Raw genomic sequence first — 16,079 nt, forward strand, 5'->3', positions numbered from 1 at the left:
CGGACCGCGTAGCCGCATCCTTCACGCCCCACCGTACCGCCTCGTGCCGCGGCCGTGCGGGGAGCGATGTCGTGTTCACTCAGGGCTGCAAACATCAAGTCCCCCCGTTCTGTTCCGTATCCTGTGTCCGCGCATTTTCGTGCAGTTCGCCGGAGAGCAGCTTGAGCACGCTCCGTACACTCTCTCTACGGATTTCCACCCGGCCACCGTTCAACCCCAGAGCGGCCACCTTCCCTGAGCCGTCCGGCCCGGCGACTGCCACAAAAACCGTCCCGACGGGCTGCCCGTCCTGCGGTTCGGGGCCGGCCACTCCCGTCGTCGCGATGCCCCAGGACGCACCGAGAACCTCGCGCACGCCCGCCGCCATCTGCTGCGCGACCTCGGGGTCCACCGCACCACGCTCCTCCAGAAGGGTCGCGTCGACGCCGAGGACATCCCTCTTGAGAGTGGTTGCGTACGCCGTCACGGAGCCGCGGAAGCTCTTCGAGGCTCCCGGTACCGCGGTCAGCTCGGCGGCCACCAGGCCGCCGGTCAGCGACTCGGCGACGGCAAGCGTCTCACCACGCTCCGCAAGCAGAGCGAGCACCCGAGCCGCAGTCGTCAACGCTCTTCCCCCGCGGCGGCCCGCTCGGCGGCCAGTCCCTTGCGCCTCAGCACAATCGCCTGCCGCACGTAGTCGAGGCCGGTGAGAACCGTCAGCACGACGGCGAGCGCCATCACCCAGAAGCGCAGGGTGGCCAGCGCGCCAGTCAGTGCCAGGACGTACATTCCGACCGCCGTGCCCTGCGCGAGCGTCTTCATCTTGCCGCCGCGACTGGCCGGAATCACTCCGTGCCGGATCACCCAGAACCGCATCAGCGTGATGCCGAGCTCACGGAAGAGAATCACCGCGGTCACCCACCACGGCAGATCCCCGAGAGCCGACAGACAGATCAGCCCGGCTGCCATGATCGCCTTGTCCGCGATCGGGTCGGCGATCTTCCCGAAGTCGGTGACCAGGTTGTACGTCCGCGCCAGGTGACCGTCGAAGATATCGGTGATCATGGCGACGGCGAAGGCCGCCCACGCCCAGGCGCGCCAGGCAGGGTCGTACCCGCCGTCCTGGAGCATCAGCACGACGAAGCCGGGCACGAGCACCAGCCGCACCATGGTCAGGATGTTGGCGATGTTCCAGAGGCTGGCCTCATTGACAGCCGCAGCGCCCAGCTTGCCGCCGGGAGCGGGCCTACCGGTGCCGCCCCCCGCGGATGCCGACACTCCGGTCATCTGGCTGCCTCCTCAAGACACTCCGCCACCAGGTCGACGCCTTCCGTACCCACGACCTTGGCCACGACCATACGACCGGGCTCGAGTCTGCCCCGCCCGGTGAAGACGACCTGCCCGTCGGTCTCGGGGGCCTGGTGCGCCGCCCGGCCCACCGCGCCGTCCTCGTCGTCCACCGACTCGACGAGTACCTCCAGGGTCTCCCCCAGCCGCTCCTCGGCGCGCTGCGCGGTCAGCTCGTCGGCGAGACGGGACAGGTGCTCCAGCCGCTCGGCGATCACATCGGCGTCTAGCTTGTTGTCGTACGAGACCGCCTCGGTGCCGTCCTCGTCGGAGTAGCCGAAGACGCCGATGGCGTCGAGGCGCGCACCCGTGAGGAAGCGTTCCAGCTCGGCGAAGTCCGCCTCGCTCTCGCCGGGGAAGCCGACGATGAAGTTGGAGCGCACACCGGCCTGCGGGGCCTTGCCGCGAATGGTCTGCAGCAGTTCGAGGAACCGCTCGGTGTCGCCGAAGCGCCGCATCGCGCGCAGCACACCCGGCGCGGAGTGCTGGAACGAGAGGTCGAAGTACGGAGCGATCTTCGGCGTCGAGGTGAGGACGTCGATCAGCCCCGGACGCATCTCGGCGGGCTGGAGGTAGCTGACCCGCACCCGCTCGATGCCGTCGACCTCGGCGAGCTCCGGAAGCAGCGTCTCCAGCAGGCGGATGTCGCCGAGATCCTTGCCGTACGAGGTGTTGTTCTCGGAGACCAGCATGACCTCCTTGACGCCCTGCTCGGCCAGCCAGCGCGTCTCGCCGAGCACATCGGTCGGGCGGCGCGAGATGAAGGAGCCCCGGAAGGACGGGATGGCGCAGAAGGAGCAGCGCCGGTCGCAGCCGGAGGCAAGCTTCACGGAGGCGACGGGGCTGGTGCCGAGGCGGCGGCGCAGCGGCGCACGCGGCCCGGACACGGGAGCGACCCCCTCGGGAAGATCCTCGGGGGCCAGCGCGACATCGCCGTGGCCGGGAAGCGCCACATCGGAACCCTGGCGCTCGACCGGGCTCAGCGGCAGCAGCTTGCGGCGGTCGCGCGGAGTGTGCGAGGCGTGGACACCGCCGTTGAGGATCGTCTGCAGGCGGTCGGAGATGTCGGCGTAGTCGTCGAAGCCGAGAACGCCGTCGGCCTCGGGGAGTGCTTCGGCCAGTTCCTTGCCGTACCGCTCGGCCATGCAGCCGACAGCGACCACGGCCTGGGTCCTGCCGTGGTCCTTCAGATCATTGGCTTCGAGGAGGGCGTCGACGGAGTCCTTCTTGGCGGCCTCGACGAATCCACAGGTGTTGACGACCGCGACATCCGCATCGGCGGCTTCCTCGACGAGCTCCCAGCCGTCCGCTGCCAAGCGGCCTGCGAGTTCCTCCGAGTCCACCTCGTTACGGGCGCAGCCAAGAGTGACAAGGGCGACGGTACGGCGTTCGGGCATGGGCTCAAGACTACGTTGTCCTGACCCACGCCCCAGCCGCGAGGGTTACGGGCCCTTGCCGCCGCCTGCGGACCAGGGTCTTGCGTTTGGATCGGGCCTGATCCAAACGAGAGGTGCTAGCCGACCTCGGGGTCGCCCTTGGTGTAAGACAGCCTCTCGACCTGGCCCGTCTCGAACACGTCCTCGACCTTCTTGCCGTTGACGTAGAGCTCGATCGCCCCGGCGTTGCCGAGGATCAGATCGACGCGCTCGTCGTCCTGGAAGGTCTTGGACTCGCCTTTGAGGAGCGTGCCGTCGAAGAGCAGTTTGCCGTTGTGCGACTTGGCCGAGATCCAGCTCTTGTCGTCGAGGACGGAGAGCTTCACGGTCACCTTGTCCTTGGGCACCGCCGCGATGGCACTGTCCGAGGGGTCGGGCTTGGGCTCGGCCGGCCTGGTCGTCGTCGTGGGGCTCGGCTTCCTGTCGGGCGCCGGGCCCTCCGCGACGCGGTTGTCCTTGCTGCCCTCGTCCCCGCCGTTGAAGAGCGTGAAGCCGACGAAGCCGATCACGGCGACGATCGCCGCGACCATGGCGGCGGTCCAGTTGGGACGGCCGCGTTCGGGCCGGATGCGCTCGGCTTCGAAGAGGGGCGCGGCAGGTGTGGGGGCGGGGCGTCCGCCGTGGTCCGCGTCGTACTGCGCGACGAGCGGATCGGGATCGAGCGAGACGGCACGCGCGATGGTGCGGATGTGGCCGCGGGCATAGACGTCCCCGCCGCATCGGGAGAAGTCGTCCTGTTCGATCGATTCCACGATCGGGACGCGCACCCGGGTGGAAGCACTGACCTTGTCGAGGGTCAGACCTGCGGCGATACGGGCTTCCTGGAGCACACGACCGATCGAAGGCCGGTCGTCTTCGATGGAAGGCCGGTCGTCTTCGGGGGAGTTGCCGATGGACACGGGGGTGCCTTTCGAGCGTGTAGCCACCTGCTGGAGGTTCAGTCTATGGGTGGTACGAAAGGGTGGGGCAACTGGGCGGAGGGACTTTGTACGCCATCGGAATGGCTCGCATCCAGAGGGTGGGACATCTGAATGTCCCTCCCTCCAACTTGACGTACGACCAAGGGAAACGGTTGCTCTCAGAACCGTTACGACTCAGACTCCCCGCGGATTACGGCGAGCACTCCATCCAGCTCATCCGGCTTCACGAGAACATCCCTGGCCTTGGAGCCCTCGCTGGGCCCCACGATGTTCCGTGACTCCATCAGGTCCATCAGTCTTCCCGCCTTGGCGAATCCGACACGCAACTTTCGCTGAAGCATCGAGGTCGACCCGAACTGAGTGGAAACCACCAGTTCAGCGGCCTGGCAGAGCAGATCGAGGTCATCGCCGATGTCCTCGTCGATCTCCTTCTTCTGCTTCGTGCCGACCACGACGTCCTCGCGGAAGACGGGCGCCATCTGATCCTTGCAGTGCTGGACGACCACCGCGACTTCGTCCTCGGTGACGAAGGCGCCCTGCATACGGGTGGGCTTGTTCGCGCCCATCGGCAGGAAGAGTCCGTCGCCCTTGCCGATCAGCTTCTCCGCACCCGGCTGGTCGAGGATGACCCGGCTGTCGGCGAGAGAAGAGGTGGCGAAGGCGAGCCGCGAGGGCACGTTCGCCTTGATCAGTCCGGTGACGACGTCGACGGACGGCCGCTGGGTGGCCAGTACCAGATGAATGCCGGCGGCGCGGGCCAGCTGGGTGATGCGGACGATGGCGTCCTCGACGTCCCGCGGCGCGACCATCATCAGGTCGGCCAGCTCGTCGACGATGACGAGCAGATACGGGTACGGCGTGAGCTCGCGTTCGCTGCCCTCCGGCGGCTTGACCTTGCCGTTCCTTATGGCCTGGTTGAAGTCGTCGATATGGCGGTAGCCGTAGGCCGCGAGGTCGTCGTAACGCAGGTCCATCTCGCGCACGACCCACTGCAGCGCTTCGGCTGCCCGCTTGGGGTTGGTGATGATCGGCGTGATCAGGTGCGGGATGCCTTCATAGGCGGTGAGCTCCACGCGCTTGGGGTCGACGAGCACCATCCTCACGTCCTCCGGTGTCGCCCGCACCATCACGGAGGTGATGAGGCAGTTGATGCAGGAGGACTTTCCGGAGCCGGTCGCGCCCGCGACGAGGACGTGCGGCATCTTGGCGAGGTTGGCCATCACATAGCCGCCCTCGACGTCCTTGCCGAGTGCGACCAGCATCGGGTGCTCGTCGCCGGCGGCGTCCGCGAGACGCAGGACGTCGCCGAGGTTGACCATCTCCCGGTCGGAGTTCGGGATCTCGATGCCGACGGCGGACTTGCCGGGGATCGGGGAGATGATCCGCACGTCGGGGCTGGCGACGGCGTACGCGATGTTCTTGGTGAGGGCGGTGATCCGCTCGACCTTCACGGCCGGGCCCAGCTCCACCTCGTACCGCGTGACCGTCGGGCCACGGGTGAAACCGGTGACGGCCGCGTCGACCTTGAACTCCATGAAGACATTGCTGAGCGAGGCCACGACGGCGTCGTTGGCGGCGCTGCGAGTCTTGCCGGGGCCGCCGCGCTCCAGCAGATCCAGTGACGGAAGGGAGTAGGTGATGTCGCCGGAGAGCTGCAGCTGCTCGGCGCGCGGGGGCAGGGGCTGGGACTCGTCGGGGGCGGGCTTGGTCAGATCCGGTACGGATGCCTTCGGGCCGCTCTCGCCGGGCGTCCTCTTCCTGGGCGCGGACTTCTCGGGCTCGCGCGCGGTCGGCACGGGGGTGGCGGCCCGCTGCCGTTCGGCGGTGACGTCCCGGGTGAGGTCGGCGACCAGCGGGGAGGGCGGCATGCCGTTCAACACGGCGCCGTCGAGCGCGGCGGCGGCTGCCGCGGCCACGTCCACAGCGTCCATCGGACGGTCCATGGCAGGTTGCACGGAGGGTCGGCGCGGGCGTCGGCGCCGGGAGAGTGCCTCCTGCTCGGCGGCGTCGGGGTCGTGGTCCCGCGCCTCGCCGCGGCGCGCGGAAGAACGGCGGGAACGGCCGGGCACAGCGTCGCGCCACTGGTCCTCGTAGCGCTCGTCGTCCTCAAAGGTCTCGCCGTCCGCCGCGGGCTCGGGGTCGACGATGCCCAGCTTCGATCCAAGCAGCCGCAGCCGCTGCGGGATGGCGTTGACGGGCGTCGCGGTGACGACGAGCAGCCCGAAAAGGGTGAGCAGCACGAGCAGCGGTACGGCGAGAACCTCGCCCATGGTGAAGATCAGCGGCTTGGACGCGGCCCAGCCGATCAGCCCGCCCGCGTCCTGCATCGCCTCGGTGCCGTCGCCGCGCCCCGGGGAGCCGCAGGCGATGTGCACCTGCCCGAGGACGCCGACGACCAGCGCCGACAGGCCGATGACGATACGGCCGTTGGCCTCGGGCTTCTCGGGATAGAGGATCAGGCGCACGGCGATCGCGCACAGCAGTATCGGCACGAGCAGATCGAGCCGGCCGAAGGATCCGGTCACCAGCATCTCGACGAGGTCGCCCACGGGACCGCGCAAGTTGGACCAGGTGCCCGCGGCGACGACCAGTCCCAGGCCGAGCAGGAGCAGAGCGAGCCCGTCCTTGCGGTGCGCCGGGTCGAGTCCCTTGGCGCCCCGCCCTATGCCGCGGAACATCGCTCCGACGGCGTGGGCGAGACCGAGCCAGAGGGCGCGCACGAGCCGGTACACACCACCTGTGGGGGACGGTGCGGGCTTGGGCACGGCCTTCTTGGCCGCCGGCTTCTTGGCGGGTGCTCTCTTCGCGGGCGCGGTCTTCTTCACGGCGGCTTTCTTGGCGGGCGCCGCCTTCTTCGCGGCGCCGGTCGTACGGTCGGCGCGCGGCTTCGCGGTGCCCGCCGTGCCCTGGGAACCCTTGCCGGACGTACGTGAGGCCATGGTGGTGAGGTTACCGGTGTTGACCGCAGTCGACACGTGTGCCTACTGCTTCACCCGTTCGTGTCGTCACCGAGGGGGCAGGAAATTGACGCCCCCTCAAGCCCTGCATGTCCGTTCAGTTCTGCGAGGGGAGGGATGCGGCCCCTCCGCCGGTGCCCGGTTCGAGGGCGTCGAGCGCCCGGCGCAAACCGGTGAGTTTGCGCTCGAGATGGGCCGCGGTCGCGACGGCGGCGGCATCCGCCGAGTCGTCGTCGAGCTGTTTGGAGAGCGCTTCGGCCTGCTCCTCAACGGCCGCGAGCCGCGCGGAAAGCTCGGCGAGCAGCCCCGCCGGCTCCCTGCTGTCGCCCGCGCCGGTGTGTCCGCCACCCTCCAGCTGGAGGCGCAGCAGCGCGGCCTGCTCACGCAGTTGGCAGTTCTTCATGTACAGCTCGACGAAGACGGAGACCTTGGCGCGCAGCACCCATGGGTCGAAGGGCTTGGAGATGTAGTCGACCGCACCCGCGGCGTATCCCCGGAAGGTGTGGTGCGGGCCGTGGTTGATCGCGGTGAGGAAGATGATCGGGATGTCCCGGGTCCGCTCCCGGCGCTTGATGTGGGCGGCCGTCTCGAATCCGTCCATGCCTGGCATCTGGACGTCCAGCAGGATGACCGCGAAGTCGTCCGTCAGCAGCGCTTTGAGCGCTTCCTCCCCTGACGATGCCCGCACCAGTGTCTGATCGAGCGCAGAGAGGATCGCCTCCAGCGCGAGCAGATTCTCCGGCCGGTCATCGACCAGGAGGATCTTGGCCTTCTGCACCATGGCCCGTCCTCCTCGCCCCGGAAGTGCACCGGGCGCCGCCCCAGGGGACGACTCCCTTGCGCCGCCCGTCCTTGTGCCGGTCATGGTAGCCGCACCCCGCCTATCGCCACACCCTGTCACCGCGATGTCACTGTGCACGTAGCAGAAACGTAGCGGGAGACCAGAAGGTTCCCCGAATACCGCCGCCTCACACGCCTTCAGCCACAGTCAGTCAGCAACTCGTTGGAGATCGGGGCAGGCGTCGCTCACTCCCCCCGCATCCACCGCTCCATCACGGAGAGCAAATGGTCGGGATCGACCGGCTTGGTGACATAGTCGGAAGCACCGGACTCGATGGCCTTCTCGCGGTCGCCCTTCATGGCCTTCGCGGTGAGCGCGATGATCGGCAGACCGGCGAACTGCGGCATCCGACGGATCGCGCTCGTCGTCGCGTATCCGTCCATTTCCGGCATCATGATGTCCATCAGTACGACCGTCACATCGTCGTGCTGCTCCAGGACTTCGATGCCCTCACGGCCGTTCTCCGCGTACAGCACCGACAGACCGTGCTGCTCCAGCACACTGGTGAGCGCAAAGACATTGCGGATGTCGTCGTCGACGATCAGCACCTTCTCGCTGTCGAAGACGAAGGAGCCCCGGGAGTCCGCCGGCTCACGGCTGCCGTTCGCCCCGACCCACGGCTCCGGGGCCGCAACAGTGCCCTGCGTGCCGGACAGTGCCCGCCGCTGCTCCATGGAGCCGATGGCCTTGCGCCGCCGCCGGAACAGCGCCGCCGGACCGGCATGCGCGTCCGCGGACGGTTCCTGCTGCCCCTGCGGCATCAGATCGTCCATGCCGTCGTCGCCCGCAACGGCCTGCGGATCGGCCGCGCCGGGGGCGAGGTGGGGGTAGCCCTGCGGCGGGAGTTCGCTCGGGTGAAGGGGCAGATAGAGCGTGAATGTCGAGCCGCGGCCGGGCTCGCTCGCCGCATGGATCTCGCCGCCGAGCAACCGTGCGATCTCCCGGCTGATCGACAGGCCGAGCCCCGTGCCGCCGTACTTGCGGCTGGTCGTCCCGTCCGCCTGCTTGAACGCCTCGAAGATCACCCGCATCTTGCCGGCCGCGATCCCGATCCCGGTGTCGGTGACCGAGAAGGCGATCAGATCGGCGTCCGCGTCCCTGAGCGAGCCCGCCTCCAGCAGCTGCTCGCGGATCGACTGCGGCACGTCCGCGCTCGCCGGCCGGATCACCAGTTCCACCGCGCCGCTGTCGGTGAACTTCACCGCGTTGGACAGAAGGTTGCGCAGCACCTGAAGCAGTCGCTGCTCGTCGGTGTGCAACGTCGCGGGCAGCTCCGGCGAGACCCGTACGGAGAAGTCGAGCCCCTTCTCCGCGGTGAGCGGCCGGAAGGTCGCCTCCACGTAGTCGACGAGCTGCACGAGTGCGATACGGGTCGGGCTGACGTCCATCTTGCCCGCCTCGACCTTCGACAGATCGAGGATGTCGTTGATCAGCTGGAGCAGATCGGAACCGGCGCCATGGATCGTCTCGGCGAACTCCACCTGCTTCGGCGAGAGATTGCCCTCAGCGTTGTCCGCCAGCAACTTGGCGAGGATCAGCAGGGAGTTGAGCGGCGTACGCAGCTCGTGCGACATGTTCGCCAGGAACTCGCTCTTGTAGCGCATGGAGACCGCGAGCTGCTCGGCACGCTCCTCGAGCACCTGCCTGGCCTCTTCGATCTCGGTGTTCTTCACCTCGATGTCGCGGTTCTGCTGCGCCAGCAGCTCCGCCTTCTCCTCCAGCTCGGCGTTGGAGGCCTGCAGCGCCTTCTGCCGGTTCTCCAGCTCCGCAGAACGCTCGCGCAACTGCTCGGTCAGCTCCTGCGACTGCTTGAGCAGCACCTCGGTCTTCGTGTTGACGCTGATGGTGTTGACGCTGGTGGCGATCATCTCCGCGATCTGGTTCAGGAAGTCCCGCTGGATCTGCGTGAAGGGCTGGAACGATGCCAGCTCGATCACACCGAGAACCTTCCCCTCGAACAGGACCGGCAGAACGATCACATACGCGGGCGAGGCCTCGCCGAGACCCGAGGAGATCCGCAGATAGCCCGGCGGCACATTGACCTGGATGGTTCGTTTCTCGTCGGCCGCCGTACCGATCAGCGTCTCGCCCGGACGGAAGGACGTCGGCATCAGACCGGCCGAATAGCCGTAACTGCCGCGCATGCACAGTTCGTACGACAGCTCCCCGCTCCCTCGCACCTCCGCGCCGGTGCTAGTCGGCATCGCCAGGAAGAACGCGCCGTGCTGCGCCGAGACGACCGGCGTGAGCTCGCTCATGATCAGCGAGGCCACGTCGTCGAGGTCACGGCGGCCCTGCATCAGACCGGAGATACGCGCCAGGTTGCCCTTCAGCCAGTCCTGCTCCTCATTGGCGAGGGTCGTGTCGCGCAGGTTCGCGATCATCGTGTTGATGTTGTCCTGGAGGACCTGGATCTCGCCGGCCGCGTCCACATCGATCTTCAGGTTCAGGTCGCCGCGGGTCACGGCGGTCGCAACGGCCGCGATCGCCCGCACCTGCCGTGTGAGGTTCCCGGCCATCTCGTTCACCGACTCGGTGAGGTCGCGCCAGGTGCCGTCCACGTCCCGGACCCGGGCCTGACCGCCCAACTGCCCGTCCGTGCCCACCTCACGGGCCACTCGGGTGACCTCCCCGGCGAAGGAGGACAGCTGGTCGACCATGGTGTTGATGGTGGTCTTCAGCTCCAGGATCTCGCCCCGGGCATCGATGTCGATCTTCCGGGTCAGGTCGCCCTTGGCGATGGCGGTGGTGACCGTGGCGATCTGGCGCACCTGTCCGGTCAGATTGGACGCCATCGAGTTCACGGACTCGGTGAGGTCCTTCCACGTACCGGAGACGCCCGGCACATGGGCCTGACCGCCCAGTTCGCCCTCGGTGCCGACCTCGCGGGCCACCCGGGTCACCTCGTCGGCGAACGACGACAGTGTCGTCACCATGGTGTTGACGGTCTCGGCCAGCTCCGCGACCTCGCCGCGCGCCTCGACCGTCACCTTCTTCGTCAGATCGCCGTTGGCGACCGCCGCCGAGACCCGGGCGATGTTGCGCACCTGATTGGTCAGGTTGTTGGCCATCAGGTTGACGTTGTCGCTGAGGTCCTTCCAGATGCCCGTGACACCGCGCACCCGTGCCTGACCGCCCAGGACACCTTCCGTACCCACCTCGCGGGCCACCCGGGTCACCTCGTCGGCGAAGTCGAGCAGTTGGTCGACCATCGTGTTGACCGTCGTCACCAGTTCGAGGATCTCGCCCTTGGCATCGACGGTGATCTTCTTCGAGAGGTCGCCCTTGGCGACCGCGGTGGTGACCTCGGCGATGTTGCGCACCTGCGACGTCAGGTTGTTCGCCATGAAGTTGACGGACTGGGTCAGGTCCTTCCAGGTGCCCGAGACCCCCTGCACCTCGGCCTGGCCGCCGAGGATGCCCTCGGTGCCCACTTCGCGGGCCACCCGGGTGACCTGCTCCGCGAAGTTGGAGAGCTGGTCCACCATCGTGTTGAGGGTGTTCTTCAGCTCCAGGATCTCGCCCCGGGCATCCACGTCGATCTTCTGCGACAGGTCACCACGGGCCACCGCGGTCGCGACCTGGGCGATGTTGCGAACCTGTCCGGTGAGGTTCTCGGCCATGCCGTTCACCGAGTCCGTCAGGTCGCGCCACACACCGGCGACGCCCGGCACCTGCGCCTGCCCGCCGAGCCGGCCCTCCGTACCCACGTCCCGCGCCACCCGGGTCACCTGCTCGGCAAAGGCCGAGAGCTGGTCCACCATCGTGTTGATGGTGTTCTTCAGCTCCAGGATCTCGCCCCGGGCATCCACGTCGATCTTCTGCGACAGGTCGCCCCGGGCCACCGCCGTCGTCACCTGCGCGATCTGCCGCACCTGCGAGGTCAGGTTCCCCGCCATGAAGTTGACGGAGTCGGTCAGTTCCTTCCAGGTACCGCTGACGCCGTCGACGCGCGCCTGACCGCCGAGCCGGCCCTCCGTGCCCACGTCGCGCGCCATCCGCGTGACCTGGTCGGCGAACGAGGAGAGCTGCGCCACCATCGTGTTGACGGTGTTCTTCAACTCCAGCATCTCGCCCGCGACATCGACCGTGACCTTCTGCGACAGATCGCCGTTGGCGACCGCCGTCGTCACCTGGGCGATGTCCCGCACCTGTCCGGTGAGGTTACGGAACGCGGTGTTCACCGAGTCCGTGAGGTCCTTCCAGGTCCCCGCGGCACCCGGCACCTCCGCCTGACCGCCGAGGCGGCCCTCCACGCCGACCTCGCGGGCCACCCGCGTCACCCCGGAACCGAAGGACTGCAGCTGGTCCACCATCGTGTTGACGGTGTTCTTCAACTCCAGCATCTCGCCCGCGACATCGACCGTGACCTTCTGCGAGAGGTCACCGCTGGCCACCGCCGTCGTCACCTGGGCGATGTCCCGCACCTGGGTGGTCAGGTTGCGGAAGACGGTGTTCACCGAGTCGGTGAGGTCCTTCCAGGTACCGGCGGCACCCGGCACCTGAGCCTGGCCGCCGAGCAGTCCCTCGGCACCGACCTCGCTCGCCACCCGGGTGACCTCGTCCGCGAACGTACGGAGCGTCTCGGTCATCTGGTTGATGGTCTCGGCGAGCTGGGCCACCTCGCCGCGCGCGCTCACCGTGACCTTCTGCGAGAGATCGCCGTTGGCGACCGCCGTGGTCACCTCGGCGATGCCGCGCACCTGCGAGGTCAGGTTGCCGGCCATCGTGTTCACCGAATCGGTGAGGTCCTTCCACACGCCGGCCACACCGGGCACCGTCGCCTGGCCGCCGAGCTCGCCCTCGGTGCCCACCTCGCGGGCCACCCGGGTCACCTCGGAGGAGAAGGAGGACAGCTGGTCCACCATGGTGTTCACGGTGTTCTTGAGCTGGAGCATCTCGCCGGCCACATGGACGGTGACCTTGCGCGACAGATCGCCCTTGGCAACGGCCGTGGTGACGAGAGCAATATCACGTACCTGCGCGGTCAGCCGGTACGCCATGGTGTTCACCGAATCCGTGAGATCCTTCCACGAACCGGACATACCACGCACCTGTGCCTGGCCACCGAGCTTGCCCTCGGTACCGACCTCGAGTGCGACCCGCGTCACCTCGTCGGTGAACGCCGACAGCTGGTCGACCAGGTTGTTGACCGTACGCGCAACCTTCAGGAATTCGCCGCGCAGCGGCCGTACGGGCCCATCCCCGCCGTCCACGCCGTGCGAGCGCAGCTCCATGCGCTGCTCCAGATCGCCCTCGGCGACCGCGGAGAGCACCCTGCCCACTTCGGAGACCGGGCGGGCCAGATCGTCCACCAGAGCGTTGGAGGCGTCGATGGCGACCGCCCAGGAACCCTCGCAGGCGCCTGTCTCCAGCCGCTCGGTGAGCTTTCCCTCGCGCCCGACCATCCGACGTACGCGCGCCAGCTCACCCGTTAGGTGCAGATTTCGGTCAGCCACCTCGTTGAAAACGGCGGCGATCTCCGACATCACATCGTCGCCGGACACTGTCAGACGTCGACGGAAGTTACCGTCCCTCATTGAGGCCAAGGCGGCCAGCAGCCTGTTCAGAGCCGCTGTGTCCACCTCGGTTGTCCCATTGTTCCGGGACCGTCCGCCTTTCGCGCGCGTAGTGTTCCCACGCGCCGCCACGCCAGACTCCACCGTGTCCCTCCCGCAGGGGTTGACCGAACTGCCCGGGCTGTCTCTGAGAGCCTGCCCAGTGTTTCACCATGGCCGAACCAGGCCATAACAGTTCGGCAGCTTCGCATAGCGTCCCCACCCCCGGTAGGCGGAAACAGCCTCGACCGGCATCCACTCGGACAGCGAAGGTAAGTAACCTGGCATCCGGCTGTCCAACCGCCCCGGTCCGCCCGGCGGGGGCGGCGTGGAGCGAGTACTACCACCGGGCACCGGGAGGGGCAGGCCGAATCATGGCAGAGCCGGGCGAGACGCGTACGAGGAGTTCTGTGATCACCGCGCGGGCGGCTGCCAGCTTCGACCCTGTCGGGCGGTCCGTGGCGACCGCCCGCGCTTTCGTCCGCGACACCCTGCAGGGTTGGGGATACGCCGATGTCGTCGACGACGCCGTCGTCCTCACCAGCGAACTGGTCACCAACGCCGTCGTGCATGCGGGCACCGCCGCCGACGTCCTGTGCCTGCGCTCCGAGGATGGTGTACGGGTCGAGGTCGGCGACCGCTATCCCGAGCGGGAGATCCCGCTCCAGGGTACCGGCCGGATCATCGTCAGCCCCGACCGGGAAAACGGCCGCGGCCTGCTCCTCTGCGCGGCCCTCGCCTCCCGCTGGGGCGTCGAGTACACCCCCACCCACAAGCAGGTGTGGTTCCAACTCGACCTCCCCCAACGGCCGGTGGGCACACGCTCCGCCGGCCCGGTCCTGCCCACCCCCTTGCTTCCCGTCGCCGACGAGCGCGTACGCGTCGCCGTCACCCAGATCGACCGCTCCGGCTCGATCTCCGTCTGGAACGAGGACGCCGAGCACCTCTTCGGCTACCCGGCCGACCAGGTCGTCGGCAAGCCCCTCACCGACTTCGCGGCCTGGCCCCATACCCCGGGCATCGGTACCGGCATCGCCGAGGCGCTCCGACTCTCCCGCTGGGAAGGCAGCTACGGCATCCGCGGCACCGACGGCCGGGTCGTCCCCGTCTACGCCTCCCACCTCCGGGTCAGGGACAACAACGGCGAGCCCTCCACCGTCTGCCTTCTCGTACGCGACGACGAACGCGCGGTCATCCAGACACCGCAGCGCGCCCCCGTCACCGACACCGGCGCCGAGAGCCGTTCCACGGACCCCTTCGAGGTGTTCATCGGCTCCCCCGCGCCCGACGATCTCGACGGCCTCCTCCAGCGCACTGTCGAACGCGCCCGCGACATGCTCGACGGCGACGCCGCGTTCCTGCTGCTGGCCACCGACGACGAGACCGAGCTGGAAGTACGGGCCACCACCGGACTGCCCTCCGCCCGCCAGCGCTTCGCCCGCGTCCCCGTCGAGGCCGGCACCGGCCGGTACGGCTCGGCCCGGATGCCCGCCGTCCACGAGGACCTGGCGGCCGTTCCGGGAGCTGTTCCCCTGCTCAACTCCACCGGCATGCGCTCGGTCGTCACCGTCCCGCTGAAGGTCGAGGGCCGCCTCACCGGCTCCCTGGGCGTCGCCGCCGAGTCTGCTTGCCGCTACTCCAACGAGGAGGCCCTGCGCCTCCAGTTCGCCGCCGACCGCATCGCCCTGGCCGTCGAATCGGCCCGGCTCGGCGAACTGGAACGGCTGCGCCGGGGCTCCCTCTCCTTCCTCGTCGAGGCTTCCGACCTGCTCGCCGGGACCCTCGACCGCGACCAGACACTGGCCCTGATGGCTCAGATGACGGTCCCCACCCTCGCCACCTGGTGCGCCGTCTACACCATCGCGGACCAGGCCTCGGAGCCGTACCTCAGCTATGTGCTCCACGAGGACGAGGAGAGGATCGACGGCCTCAAGGCCCTCCTCTCCAAGATCGACCCCCCGGAGCCGGTGCCCACACCCGGAGCACGCGTCTGGGCGGCACCCGCGGAAGCCGCCCATCGCGCTGCCCTGCGCTCCTCCCGGCGCGAACTGGGCCTCGGCTCATCTCCCCCTGTCTCCTCCGGGATCGGCACCACCCTCGCGACGGCCGCGGCCGTCGGAGGCGAGACGGTCGTTCTCCCCCTGGTGGCACGCAATCGCGTCATCGGCATGCTGACCCTCGGCAAGCCATCCGACGACCACTTCCGCCAGGAGATCCTGGAACTGGCCGAGGACCTCTCCCGACGAGCGGCCCTCGCCCTCGACAACGCCCGTCTGTACTCCGAGCGGGTGGCCATCAGCCAGTCCCTCCAGCGCAGCCTCCTGCCGCCGGAGCTCCCCCATGTTCCCGGCGTCGAGGTCGAGGTCATCTACCGAGCGGCCGGCGAAGGCAACGAAGTCGGCGGCGACTTCTACGACCTCTTCCCCATCCGCGACGGCGCGTACGGCTTCGCCATCGGCGATGTCTGCGGCACGGGACCGGAAGCCGCTGCCGTCACCGGCCTCGCCCGTCACGCCCTGCGCCTCCTCGCCCGTGAAGGCTTCGGCGGTCCCGCCGTCCTGGAGCGCCTCAACGCGGCGATCCTCGACGAAGGCGCCCGCAGCCGCTTCCTGACGCTCCTTTACGGCGAGCTGTGGCCACAGGAGGACGGCAGCGCGGTCCTCAAGGTCGTCTGCGCAGGCCACCCCCTCCCGCTGCGCCTGCGCCAGGACGGCACGGTCGAACCGGCGGCCGAACCTCAGCCGCTCCTCGGCGTCATGGAGGATCTTGAGCTGTACGAGCAGATGGTGACCCTCGACCCCGGCGACGTCCTGCTCTGCGTCACCGACGGCGTCACTGAACGGCGCGAGGGCACGCGCATGCTGGGCGACGACGGCCTCAGCGACGTCCTCACGAACTGCACGGGCCTCACCGCCGGCGCGGTCGCCTCCCGCGTGCTGCGCGCGGTCGAACGCTTCGCCGCCGAACCGGCCTCCGACGACATGGCCATCCTCGCGATGCGCGTCCCGGAGCCCGAGACCCCCCGGAGCTGAACACCAATC

Annotated in this window: 8 protein-coding genes; 1 reads left to right on the forward strand and 7 read right to left on the reverse strand. The window is 68.5% G+C overall.

Annotation, left to right across the window (positions count from 1 at the left end; all coding sequences use genetic code 11):
* Positions 1-94: 94 nt before the first annotated feature.
* The 7 genes from OG293_RS08355 to OG293_RS08385 form a co-directional block, all read right to left on the reverse strand.
* A complete protein-coding gene (locus OG293_RS08355) occupies positions 95-604 on the reverse strand; it encodes a CinA family protein (RefSeq protein ID WP_405998134.1) in 510 nt (169 codons plus the stop codon).
* Positions 601-1,266, reverse strand: a complete 666-nt coding sequence (pgsA, locus tag OG293_RS08360; RefSeq protein ID WP_405998135.1) for a CDP-diacylglycerol--glycerol-3-phosphate 3-phosphatidyltransferase — start codon at positions 1,264-1,266, stop codon at positions 601-603. Before pgsA ends, OG293_RS08355 begins: the two co-directional genes overlap by 4 nt.
* A complete protein-coding gene (gene rimO, locus OG293_RS08365; protein WP_405998136.1) occupies positions 1,263-2,723 on the reverse strand; it encodes a 30S ribosomal protein S12 methylthiotransferase RimO in 1,461 nt (486 codons plus the stop codon). The genes pgsA and rimO overlap by 4 nt, the downstream gene beginning before the upstream one ends.
* 116 nt (positions 2,724-2,839) lie before the next feature.
* Complete coding sequence (locus OG293_RS08370; protein ID WP_406003539.1) at positions 2,840-3,661, reverse strand: helix-turn-helix domain-containing protein; 822 nt, start codon at positions 3,659-3,661, stop codon at positions 2,840-2,842.
* Positions 3,662-3,849: 188 nt separating this feature from the next.
* Entirely contained in the window at positions 3,850-6,621 is a 2,772-nt protein-coding gene (locus tag OG293_RS08375) for a DNA translocase FtsK (RefSeq protein ID WP_405998137.1), read from the reverse strand.
* Positions 6,622-6,736: 115 nt separating this feature from the next.
* Positions 6,737-7,420 carry a two-component system response regulator gene (locus OG293_RS08380; RefSeq protein ID WP_405998138.1) on the reverse strand — a complete coding sequence of 228 codons (684 nt, stop codon included), beginning with the start codon at positions 7,418-7,420 and terminating at the stop codon, positions 6,737-6,739.
* A gap of 245 nt (positions 7,421-7,665) precedes the next feature.
* Positions 7,666-13,143: a HAMP domain-containing protein gene (locus OG293_RS08385; RefSeq protein WP_405998139.1), complete on the reverse strand. Its 5,478-nt coding sequence runs from the start codon at positions 13,141-13,143 to the stop codon at positions 7,666-7,668.
* Positions 13,144-13,412: 269 nt separating this feature from the next.
* Between OG293_RS08385 and OG293_RS08390 the strand changes: the two genes are divergently transcribed.
* Positions 13,413-16,070 carry a SpoIIE family protein phosphatase gene (locus OG293_RS08390; protein WP_405998140.1) on the forward strand — a complete coding sequence of 886 codons (2,658 nt, stop codon included), beginning with the start codon at positions 13,413-13,415 and terminating at the stop codon, positions 16,068-16,070.
* The last annotated feature ends 9 nt before the right edge of the window (positions 16,071-16,079 follow it).

It is taken from the genome of Streptomyces sp. NBC_00829, from assembly GCF_045161795.1.
GTDB lineage: Bacteria > Actinomycetota > Actinomycetes > Streptomycetales > Streptomycetaceae > Streptomyces.